This window comes from Agathobaculum desmolans ATCC 43058 (assembly GCF_000701665.1).
In the GTDB taxonomy this organism is placed as follows: Bacteria; Bacillota; Clostridia; order Oscillospirales; family Butyricicoccaceae; genus Agathobaculum; species Agathobaculum desmolans.
Map to the genome: position 1 here is coordinate 37665 of NZ_JNJN01000020.1, position 9288 is coordinate 46952.

10 protein-coding genes and 2 tRNA genes are annotated in these 9288 nt (G+C 54.3%); 1 reads left to right on the forward strand and 11 read right to left on the reverse strand.

The features are described 5' to 3' along the window. Positions 1-5 precede the first annotated feature (5 nt). The 11 genes from galE to T363_RS0106805 all read right to left on the reverse strand — a co-directional run bounded on the left by galE (position 6) and on the right by T363_RS0106805 (position 7535). Positions 6-995 carry a UDP-glucose 4-epimerase GalE gene (gene galE / locus T363_RS0106755; RefSeq protein ID WP_031474467.1) on the reverse strand — a complete coding sequence of 330 codons (990 nt, stop codon included), beginning with the start codon at positions 993-995 and terminating at the stop codon, positions 6-8. A 48-nt stretch (positions 996-1043) separates the two neighbouring features. Then, positions 1044-2330 (reverse strand): galactokinase, encoded by a 1287-nt coding sequence (locus tag T363_RS0106760; protein ID WP_031474469.1) that lies wholly within the window; start codon positions 2328-2330, stop codon positions 1044-1046. 84 nt (positions 2331-2414) lie between these two features. Continuing rightward, complete coding sequence (locus T363_RS0106765; RefSeq protein ID WP_031474471.1) at positions 2415-2813, reverse strand: hypothetical protein; 399 nt, start codon at positions 2811-2813, stop codon at positions 2415-2417. Positions 2814-2906: 93 nt separating this feature from the next. Next, positions 2907-3653, reverse strand: coding sequence for an amino acid ABC transporter ATP-binding protein (locus T363_RS0106770; RefSeq protein ID WP_031474473.1), 747 nt, complete (start codon positions 3651-3653; stop codon positions 2907-2909). Further along, a complete protein-coding gene (locus T363_RS0106775; RefSeq protein WP_456263905.1) occupies positions 3640-4317 on the reverse strand; it encodes an amino acid ABC transporter permease in 678 nt (225 codons plus the stop codon). The genes T363_RS0106770 and T363_RS0106775 overlap by 14 nt, the downstream gene beginning before the upstream one ends. An 88-nt stretch (positions 4318-4405) precedes the next feature. Then, positions 4406-5200, reverse strand: a complete 795-nt coding sequence (locus T363_RS0106780) for a transporter substrate-binding domain-containing protein (protein ID WP_031474476.1) — start codon at positions 5198-5200, stop codon at positions 4406-4408. 206 nt (positions 5201-5406) lie between these two features. Continuing rightward, entirely contained in the window at positions 5407-5997 is a 591-nt protein-coding gene (locus tag T363_RS0106785) for a cytidylate kinase-like family protein (protein ID WP_031474477.1), read from the reverse strand. Positions 5998-6264: 267 nt separating this feature from the next. Further along, entirely contained in the window at positions 6265-6462 is a 198-nt protein-coding gene (locus tag T363_RS0106790) for a hypothetical protein (protein WP_031474479.1), read from the reverse strand. Between the two features lie 70 nt (positions 6463-6532). After that, positions 6533-6623: transfer RNA gene (locus T363_RS0106795), tRNA-Ser, on the reverse strand. Between the two features lie 415 nt (positions 6624-7038). After that, positions 7039-7127, reverse strand: a tRNA-Ser gene (locus tag T363_RS0106800). Between the two features lie 36 nt (positions 7128-7163). Continuing rightward, positions 7164-7535: an arsenate reductase family protein gene (locus tag T363_RS0106805; RefSeq protein WP_031474481.1), complete on the reverse strand. Its 372-nt coding sequence runs from the start codon at positions 7533-7535 to the stop codon at positions 7164-7166. A gap of 364 nt (positions 7536-7899) precedes the next feature. Between T363_RS0106805 and T363_RS0106810 the strand changes: the two genes are divergently transcribed. Next, positions 7900-9126, forward strand: coding sequence for an IS110 family RNA-guided transposase (locus tag T363_RS0106810; protein WP_031474483.1), 1227 nt, complete (start codon positions 7900-7902; stop codon positions 9124-9126). The last annotated feature ends 162 nt before the right edge of the window (positions 9127-9288 follow it).

Here is a 9288-nt window from a genome sequence, read left to right on the forward strand (position 1 = left end):
CCTCCTCACACCTCAAAACCGTGCGGATGCGTCCGATGCCAATCCCACGCGGTTTGGATGATGGTATGCAGTTCCTCGTACTGCGGCTTCCAGCCGAGCACGGTTTTGGCCTTCTCCGAGGACGCGATCAACTGCGCAGGATCACCTGCACGGCGGGCTTCGATCTTCGCCGGGATCGGATGGCCGGTCACACGGCGCGCCTCTTCAATGACTTCCTTGACCGAGAAGCCCACGCCGTTGCCCAGATTGAATACATTGTTCTCCCCGCCGTTCAGCAGATAATCCAGCGCCAGAATATGCGCCTGCGCCAAATCACAAACGTGGATATAATCGCGGATGCAGGTGCCGTCCGGCGTCGGGTAATCGTCTCCGAAAATCGAGATCGCTGCACGCTGCCCGTTGGGAACCTGCAGAATCAGCGGCAGCAGATGGGTTTCCGGATCGTGAGCTTCGCCGATCGAACCGTCCGGCTGTGCGCCGCAGGCATTAAAGTACCGCAGTGCAACAAAGCGCAGCCCATGCGCTGCCGAGACCCATTTCATCATTTTCTCCATAGAAAGCTTGGTCTCGCCATAGCAGTTCGTCGGCTCGGTGCGATCCTCTTCCATGATCGGCACGCGCTCCGGCTCCCCATAGGTTGCCGCCGTCGAAGAAAATACGATTTTCAGGACACCGTGCGCCACCATGCTGTCAAGCAGGGTTTTGGTGCCGCACAGATTGTTGTCATAATATTTCAGGGGCTTTGCCATGCTTTCGCCCACCTGCGAGTTAGCCGCAAAGTGGATCACGCCCTTGATCTGCTCGGCCTCAAACAAACGGTCAAGGAAGGCGCGGTCACGGATATCCCCCTCATAAAAACGTGCTTTTTCCGGCACGGCAGCCCGGAAACCGGTTTCCAGATTGTCCGCAACGACCACATCGCGGCCGGCTTCGACCAGTGCACGCGCCGTATGCGAACCGATATAGCCAGCGCCGCCCAAAACAAGAATCGACATAACAGATCCCTCCGTCTGATTTTTCAATACGATCGCTTACCGGTGCCGTCAGGCGATCACTGCGCCGCCTTCGGGACGGATGAACAGGAAATGACAGCACCCCGTGCCGAGCACGGCTTCCATCCCCGTGCGGAATGCCTCGCAGCGCGCCATCGGCACATAAGCCTGTACGGTACCGGCAAAGCCGCCGCCGTGCACACGCACCGCGCCCTCGCCGTCCAGCAGATGCTGTGCCAGCGCAATGGCCATCGGCACAGCCTGCTCCTGCGGACGCGCCGTGCAGTACAGGTTTTGCAGCCGTGTGGCAGATGACGTCCCCGACCGGTTGACCAGCGCGAGGAAACGCACAAAGTCATCGCGGTCCAGCGCTTCGGCCTGCTTTACCGCATCCTGATTATCCGAGAAGAAATGCATGGCGCGCAGCGCTGCCCGGTCGCCTGCCTTTTCGCGCACGAGCGCCAGATTGGCCCAGAAATCCGCTTCTTCCACATCCCGCAGGAACTGCTTGCCGAAGCAGGCCGCCGCCGCGCCCATCTCCGCCGGCAGCGCCGCATATTCCGCTGTCAGATCCGCGTGATCTGCCCCCGAGTCAATAATGCACAGCGCATAGCCCGAGGAGGCCAGATCATAGTCGATCTTATTGACAACCGGGTTCGCGGGATCATTGAAATCGATCGATACGATACCGCCCACTGCGCTGGCCAGCTGATCCATCAAGCCGCAGGGCTTACCGAAAAAGTGATTTTCCGCATACTGTCCGATCTGCGCGATCTGAACCAGACTGACGGCATCCTCGCAGAACAGGTGATTGAGGATTACGCCGATCATCACTTCGTATGCTGCCGATGAGGACAACCCGGAACCGCCGAGCACCTCGGAATCGATGCAGGCGTTAAACCCGGCCACCGGATAACCCAGCGCACGGAAGCGCTCCGCGATTCCGCGCACCAGCGCCGCCGAAGTGCCTTCCTCCTCCGGACGTGGTGTCAGGTCGGTCAGATCGACCGACAGTTCCGGATAGCCCGCCGACAGGACGCGCGCCACTGCCGTGCCGTTCGCCCCCGCGCAGGCCAGCATATCCATGTTGACCGCACCCGCCAGCACACAGCCGTGCTGGTGGTCGGTATGGTTGCCGCCCATCTCGGTGCGGCCGGGGCTGGAAAACAAGCCGACCTCTCCCCCTGCGCCAAAGGCCGTGCGGTAAGTTTCTGCCAAAGCAGCCAGTCTGCTGCGCTTATGTACCAGTTCTGCGCTGTCCGGGCCGCAAAGGGGACGGAGTCGCCCATCCAACGCCCCGGATTCCAGTTCCTGCTGCAGGATTTCCAAGCTCTTCATTCTTCTCGTCTCCCATACTACAATTTCAGATACGGTCTGTACATATATCATATCATATTTTAGTAAATAATCAATTATATTTTACTAAAATATACGCCAAAATCCCACGCCGGTTTTTGGCCAATAAACCGAATTTTCCTCTTTTTCTCGCTGATCGGCGGTAATTTTACCGGTTTTCTCCCCCCTTTCTCTATTGTCCCGTCCCTTCTTCCTGCCTGCTTCTACTGTGATTCCGCACTGAATTTTACGTTTTTTTACCTGCGGGCAGAAAAAAGCAGAGGCTCCCGCCTCTGCCCGAGACTGTCGAAAAACTTCGTTTTTCCGACAATCTATGTTTGGACTTCGCCAAACATGAACGAGAAAAAGTTCCTGTACAGAAACTTTTTCTCTCTCAAAGTATAAAAAGTCAGGCACTTGTCCTGACTTTTTATGCATTTGCGTTGCAAATGCTGTTTTATGCGCGCTGCCGCGCGTGCTGCTCATGCTCAATCCGCAGTCGCCGAAAAAACGGAACCCCTATTCCGGTTTCGATATCCCCGCTCTGGTAAAGATACCGAAATTATATGCAAACCGATATTACAGCACCTTGCTCAGGAAATCAATCGTGCGCGGCTCCTTCGGATGATTGATAACCTCATCCGGCGTGCCCTGCTCCACGATATAGCCGCCTTCCATAAAGATGACGCGGCTGGCGACCTCACGTGCAAAGCCGATCTCATGCGTTACCACAACCATCGTCATGCCTTCCTTGGCCAGATTCTGCATAACCTGCAGCACCTCACCGACCATTTCCGGGTCAAGCGCAGAGGTAGGCTCGTCAAACAGCATAATATCCGGATTCATGGCAAGCGCACGCGCGATCGCTACGCGCTGCTTCTGGCCGCCCGACAGCTGCGCCGGATAAGCTTCCACCTTATCCGCCAAACCGACGCGCCGGAGCAGCTGCATCGCGCGCTCCTTTGCCTCGGCCTTGTCCGCCTTTTTCAGCTCGGTCGGTGCGAGGATCATATTGCCCATAACATCCAGATTGTTGAACAGGTTGAACAACTGGAACACCATGCCGACGTTCTCGCGTACCTTATTGATATCCGTGTGCTTATCGGTGATATCATAACCGTCCACAACCACTGTGCCGTCCGTGATCTCCTCCAGACGGTTCAGGCAGCGCAGGAAAGTCGATTTGCCCGAGCCGGACGGACCCAAAATAACAACGACTTCGCCCTCATGGATATCCAGCGACACATCCTTCAGTACTTCCAGCGAACCAAAGTTCTTTTTCAGATGCTCCACATGGATCTTGACGTTTCCATTATTCTCGGCCACGGTTGACCCTCCTCTCCATTACCTTTGCAAAGCGGGACAGGATCGTAATAACGATCAGGTACATCACACCGACGATAAACCATACCTCAGACGAACGCATGGTATTGGCCACCACATTTTTTGCCATGTTGACCAGTTCCGGAAAGCCGATGACCGACAGGATCGAAGTATCCTTCAACGTGATGATAAACTGGTTGATGATCGACGGGATCATCGTCCGGATTGCCTGCGGCAGCACGACCTTCTGCATCGCCTTCCAGTACGGCAGGCCAAGGCTGCGCGCCGCCTCCATCTGTCCCTTATCCACGCTCTGGATACCGGCACGGATGATCTCTGCCATGTAAGCGCCGCAGTTGAGCGCCAGCGCAACCGTACCAGCCTGCAAGGCTGAAAGCGTAAAGTTCTTAACACCGAGCGTCGTACCAACAAACTGCGGAAAACCAAAAAAGATGAAAAATGCCAGAACGATCATCGGCACACCGCGGATCACATCAACAAAAATCGTAGAGATGATATTACACACGCGGCTTTTCATTACGCTCAGCAGGCCGAAAATCAGACCCAGAATGCAGGCGAAGAACAGACCGCACAGCGCCAGCAGCAGGGTTTGTCCCATTGCCTCGAGCAGCAGCGGCCCGTAGGTGGTAAGGATTTTGACCATCATGGGACCTTACTCCTTTCTTTCTGAAAAAATGAGGGGGCGCCGGAACCAACCAGTGCCCCCTGAAACAACTCAGGTCAATCTACTGTGATCAGCCCAGATACTTGGCGATGATCTCATCGTACTTGCCGTTCTCCTTGATGTTGGCCAAACCGGCGTTGAACATATCGAGCAGCTCCTGATTGTCCGCATTGAAGATCGCAAAGCCGTAGGGCGCACCCTCATTTGCGGTATCCTCCAAAATCTGAAGCGCCAGATCGCCGTCCTTGATCGAGGATGCCATGATCGGGGTGTCCTCGAAGCAGGCAACTGCCTGACCGCCCAGCACCGCCTGATACATCGTGGGCGAATCCTCAAAATAAACAATGTTAAAGCCGTGCTCTTCCTTCAGGCTCTCCGCATAAGCGGCGCCCTGCGTGCCGGTCTTAACCGCAACATCCTTGCCCTTCAGATCGGCAAAGCCCTTGATATCGGAATCCTTCGCCACCGTCATGGTCTGGGTGGCCTGATAGTAGCCGTCCGAAAAGATCCAGCCGCTCTCCTTGCGCTCATCCGTGATGGAGGCGCCGGCGATCAGGCCATCCGCCTGACCGGCCTGGCAAGCTGCCACCGCAGCATCCCAGCCGAGGCTCTTAATTTCACACTGGAAGCCCTGATCTTCCGCAATCGCGTTGACGATATCCACGTCGATGCCGACAAAGTTGCCGGACTCATCCGTGTACTCGAAGGGCTTGAACACGGTATCGGAAGCAATGACCCAAGTCTTGCCTTCCTGATTGCCCGCGCCTGCGTTCGCATCCTGATCCGCATCCGCTGCGTTGTTGCCGCAAGCCGCCAGACCCAGCGCAAGGCTAGCCGCCATCAGCAGAGAAAGTACTTTTTTCATAGGTGATTCTCCTTTTTCCGTTTTTCCTCAGGCTCTGTATCCGCGCGCTGCCTTCCCCGCAGCCACATCACGCCAGCCCAAAGAATAAATATAACAGGCGATGGCAGTATTCAGATAACCACCATCGCCTATCATGCCCAAACATGATTATAGCGCAAAACTGTGCCGCCGTCAAGCAGTATGCCTTGTTTTCAGACAAAAAGTGCTTAAATATGTTCCGCTGCCTTCAAAATCTCCTCCAGCGCGAAATCCAGCCCCAAACGGCTGGTGCACACCGTCAGGTCGTAATGGGTGGCATCGGCATAGTGGCAGCCGGTATAGCGGGTGCAGTACGCGCTGCGCGCCTTATCCACATTTTTGATATCCGTCCGCAGTTTTTCCGGCTCGGTATCCGGCATCATTTGCCGCATACGCTCAAAACGCCATTCAAAATCCGCATGAACGAACACGCGCAGGCAGTGGTCAAACTCCCGCAGGATAAAATCCGCATTGCGGCCGACGATCACACAGCTTTCGTGGTCTGCGATCTCGCGGATCGCCTTGACCTGCGCCTCCCACAGCTTATCGCTGAGCGGACGGTTGTAAAAATCAAACAGGCTCTGCGTAAAGCCAAAGGTCGTGGGAACACGTTCATCCCAACGGCGCACCTGTTCCGGAGTCAGCCCGGCGGAAGCCTTGGCCGTACGCAGGATCAGATCCTTGTTGTACAGCGGGATCCCCAGCGCATGCGATACACGGCGCCCCAGCTCCCCGCCGCCGGCGCCGAACTGCCGGCTGATGGTGATGATCTTTCTCATATAGATCTCCTCCTGACTGATATCCGCGCCATCCGAACGAACCCGCAAAGCTGGGCTTGCGTGCCCTCCGTACATAGCCGGACGATGTTTTCCTCTATTATAGCGAACTTGCACTGCAAACGCAAGCGCAGATACGATGAACCCGTCCGCCATGTAGTAAATAACAAAAACGCACTTTCCCAAACGAAGAAAAGTGCGTTAAAATGTGTTTTCATGTGATATCGTAACAATATAGATATCATTTGCAGGATTTCCAGACTGCGTCTTTTACTTGGAAGCTGATTCGTCATCCGGAGATTCCACATCGTCATCAGAACCGGAAATAAACATTTCCTCCGTGGTCTGCTGCGCCAGCTTCAGCTTTTCGGTGATATCAACCAATGCATTCGTGGTGGCTTCCAGCGCATCAATCGCAGTTGCCATACGCCCCGCCAAATGATAATACATTGCCTTATAATCCGGCATACAGATCCCCTCAAAAAAACAAATTTTCAAATATCGGCACTGCTCCATAGAACAGTGCCGATGTTTGGCTTGGCGGAGACAGAGAGATTTGAACTCTCGCGCCGGTTTCCCGACCTACTCCCTTAGCAGGGGAGCCCCTTCACCAGCTTGGGTATGTCTCCAAACAGGGGTTTGCTTATCCAGAAGCCGCCTTTCGAATCCCCCACCATTGACTCCGTTATTGGTTGGCGGAGCGGGTGGGATTCCTTTTTCTGCGAAAAAAGCCACGGCGGTTGCAACATGCCGCCGGCATGTTGCCAAGAGCCGCCTTTCGAATCCCCCGCCACTGGCTCCGTTATTGGTTGGCGGAGCGGGTGGGATTCCTTTTTCTGCGAAAAAAGCCACGGCGGTTGCAACATGCCGCCGGCATGTTGCCAAGAGCCGCCTTTCGAATCCCCCACCATTGGCTCCGTTATTGGTTGGCGGAGCGGGTGGGATTCCTTTTTCTGCGAAAAAAGCCACGGCGGTTGCAACATGCCGCCGGCATGTTGCCAAGAGCCGCCTTTCGAATCCCCCACCATTGGCTCCGTTATTGGTTGGCGGAGCGGGTGGGATTCGAACCCACGCGCCCTTTCGGACAAACGGTTTTCAAGACCGCCTCGTTATGACCACTTCGATACCGCTCCGTATCTTGCCCGATAAGCAATAATTATTATACTACCCTATTTGTAGTTTGTCAATCTTTTTTTCACATGTTCTTCCCACTCCGCCTGCTTAAAACCGGGAAGCACAAAATCCTCCCCTACCAGCAGCGGCCGCTTGACCAGCATACCATCGGTTGCGAGCAGCGCGTACTGCTCCTCTTCCGTCATACCGGGCAGCTTATCCTTCAGCCCGAGCGCCTTATACTGCAAGCCGCTCGTATTGAAAAAACGCTTGAGCGGCAGACCGCTTATCCGGTGCCACGCGCGCAGCTCTGCTTCGCTCGGACGATCCAGCTTGATATCCCGCTCCTCAAATGCAATTCCCTGTTCCTGCAGCCACTTGCGCGCCTTTTGACAGGTCGTGCATTTAGGATAGCATACAAACAGCATTCTTTTTCTCCTCGTATAATAAGATTTGCAGATGATTTTTAAGTGTATCTGCTTAGTTCACTCCGTGTAACCAACAGGCTTAGAGATACCCGTGATACAATAGCTGTAGGACAGTAGGGTCAAGTTCTTTTGCTCCTCGTTGAGCCACAAGGCTGCTTCATTGAAAGTCCGTCCCCCTGAGCCGGAAGTTAGCTGCAAACTCATTGGCTGTTTGCCGAAGACAAGACCGCCCTTTCAGCAGTGAGGGATATCGCATTGGTCTGCTCCGGAATGATTCTGATATGCGAGGTTGCCAGATGCTCCGGTTATCATGGGTATCTCAAAGCCTGCTGGCCTGAAATCTCCACGAGGGGAGGTGAAAAGTGTGAATCCACTATTCGTTGGCATTGATGTGAGTAGCAAGAACAATGTAGCCTACCTGATGAAGCCGGACGGCAGCAAACACTCCAGCTTCTCCGTGCAGAACAACCTCGGTGGTGCTAAACTGTTGTCAGAGAGAATCGTGTCGGCACTCAGCTCTATGCGGCTCAGTGATGTGGTGATTGGCCTGGAAGCTACCTCCATCTACGGGGACAATTTGGTCTATGCTCTTCGTGAAGATGGCGGTCTGGGCCGGTTCCGGCGGAAAATCCATGTCCTCAATCCGAAACAGGTCAAAAAGTTCAAGGAAGCCTATCCTGACCTGCCAAAAAACGACTGGGTGGACGCCTTTGTGATTGCCGACCATCTCCGCTTCGGCAGGATTGCCAAGGAGGTTTATATGGACGACTATCGCTACCAGGCACTTAGAACCCTTACCAGGGCAAGATTTGATGTCATTCAGAATCTGACCCGCGAGAAGCAGCGGTTTGCCAACTACTTATTTCTGAAATGCTCCGGCATGGCTCAGGACAAGGGTATTCAGAATACCAGCGCCACCACCATTGCACTCATGGAGCGGTTTGAAACGGTAGACAACCTGGCAAATGCTGATCTGGATGACCTGACTGCCTTTGTTGCTGAAACGGGGCGTGGCAGATTTGCAGATCCAGAATCCACCGCTAAGGCTGTACAGGCTGCGGCCAGAGGTTCTTACCGTCTGCCTAAAACAGTGAACGACACCGTGAACCAGGCCATGGCCGTTTCTATCGCCTCCATGCGGGCGCTGAAAGAACAGGTCAAGGTTCTGGACAAAGCTATTGAACAACAGTTTGAGATTATCCCAAATACCCTGACCTCTATTCCAGGCGTTGGCAAGGTTTACTCCGCCGGTATTATCGCTGAAATTGGCGATATCCACCGTTTCGCTTCCCAAGCCTCTGTCGCCAAGTTTGCCGGCCTTGTCTGGACACAGCACCAGTCCGGTGAATTTGAAGCAGAACACTCCCGGATGATTAAATCAGGCAACCGCTATCTCCGCTACTACCTCCTGGAAGCTGCCAACTCTGTGAGAAGATGCGACTCCGAGTTCCGGCGCTACTATGACCTCAAATTCAAAGAGGTTAACAAGTACCAGCACAAACGCGCACTCGCTTTAACTGCCAGAAAACTGGTTCGGTTGGTCTTTCGGCTGCTGAAGGACAACCGCCTGTATATCCCGCCGGAGGGCTAAGCGATATCGCCTGCCTCTCTGACGCCAAGGCCCTGTTTCAAAAATTATAGGGGCAGGGCTTTATTGGGTGTTGCCTTTTTGCACTCTAAACATCCGTTTTGCTTTACTTTTCCTCAAAATTTTCTCGTATTATCCCCTTGACTTAATACCATTGGACTTTCC

Coding starts and splice junctions, on each gene's coding strand:
- galE (WP_031474467.1), bottom strand. CDS start 995: ATGTCGATTCTTGTTTTGGGCGGCGCTGGCTATATCGGTTCGCATACG.
- T363_RS0106760 (WP_031474469.1), bottom strand. CDS start 2,330: ATGAAGAGCTTGGAAATCCTGCAGCAGGAACTGGAATCCGGGGCGTTG.
- T363_RS0106765 (WP_031474471.1), bottom strand. CDS start 2,813: ATGAGCAGCACGCGCGGCAGCGCGCATAAAACAGCATTTGCAACGCAA.
- T363_RS0106775 (WP_456263905.1), bottom strand. CDS start 4,317: ATGATGGTCAAAATCCTTACCACCTACGGGCCGCTGCTGCTCGAGGCA.
- T363_RS0106780 (WP_031474476.1), bottom strand. CDS start 5,200: ATGAAAAAAGTACTTTCTCTGCTGATGGCGGCTAGCCTTGCGCTGGGT.
- T363_RS0106785 (WP_031474477.1), bottom strand. CDS start 5,997: ATGAGAAAGATCATCACCATCAGCCGGCAGTTCGGCGCCGGCGGCGGG.
- T363_RS0106790 (WP_031474479.1), bottom strand. CDS start 6,462: ATGCCGGATTATAAGGCAATGTATTATCATTTGGCGGGGCGTATGGCA.
- T363_RS0106805 (WP_031474481.1), bottom strand. CDS start 7,535: ATGCTGTTTGTATGCTATCCTAAATGCACGACCTGTCAAAAGGCGCGC.